Genomic DNA, 1,005 nt, shown 5'->3' on the forward strand with positions numbered 1-1,005 from the left:
AAACTGGGTCTTTTGGACCATACCATCGCCATGTTTGTTCTAAACCCATAAAAATTGATTTTTTGTCACTACACTACTGTTTTTATCAACCACTAAAAACATTGAATCCACCATCAATGGGAACCTCAATACCATAAATAAATTTTGATTGCCGCTACTCAAACAAAGGGTAGTACCCATCTTCGAAAAATGAGCGGCCAACACTTTGTCCTTAACTTCTCTACGTTTTGGATTTTCCATAGATTTTTTTTGGTGGTTGGTTCTAGGCTCAATACCAAATTTTAGTTTCTGCGTACTTTTTACACAGTTGTAAATATATAGATATTTTTATCCCCAACGGTTAAAAATTCATTTTATATCAAAAACAAAATTTCGGAAAGCAGAAAAAACATTAGTTTTTCTAAAAGAGATTCCCCTTAAGCTTTAGTTACTGTTAGCCCTTTGAACTTGTATTTATTTTCCAAAAAAAAGTATTTTGTTTGAAATACAAATGTTCAGGATATTATTACTCAGGGTAGAACTTCGAAACCGTATTTTCGACCAAGGTGGTTCTTTGCTTTTGGACTTCTCTTGTTGATAAGGCAACACAAAGCAATTTTAATCTATTCATAAATGGTTGACTTAAACGGCACAATATCTTATCCTTTAGATATAAAACCAGTGTTACCAAGCTCAATACATACCCACCGTGGATTACTGGCACTGTGCCCTATAATTCCTTATTTTTGATGTTTTTTGATGCTCTTTGCGGAGCAACATTCGACATCGTTTTCACTTTTTGTGTTACTTTTACACAGTTTTTAAAGGTATATTTTTTTATACCTCGTAGAGATTCAATCAATTCCAAATGACAAGACAAGAAAGTCTCCAAGAAATCCAAGTAAAACAAGATTCTTTTGAATGCTCGGTCACAGCAGATATAACTGTGTTCGGATATGTAGGGGGGAAACTCAAAATACTCTTGATCAAAAGGTCATTCGGATATTACAAGAACCACTGGCATAT

Annotated in this window: 1 protein-coding gene; it reads right to left on the reverse strand. The window is 33.8% G+C overall.

Annotated elements, in window-relative coordinates:
- Positions 1-39: 39 nt before the first annotated feature.
- The gene (locus ACFOWS_RS18935; RefSeq protein ID WP_379768133.1) at positions 40-240 is read right to left on the reverse strand and encodes a hypothetical protein; all 201 of its coding nucleotides are present in this window, start codon (positions 238-240) and stop codon (positions 40-42) included.
- Positions 241-1,005: the final 765 nt, after the last annotated feature.

The sequence above is a fragment of the Flagellimonas marina genome, from assembly GCF_042651185.1.
GTDB classification, from domain to species: Bacteria; Bacteroidota; Bacteroidia; order Flavobacteriales; family Flavobacteriaceae; genus Flagellimonas; species Flagellimonas marina.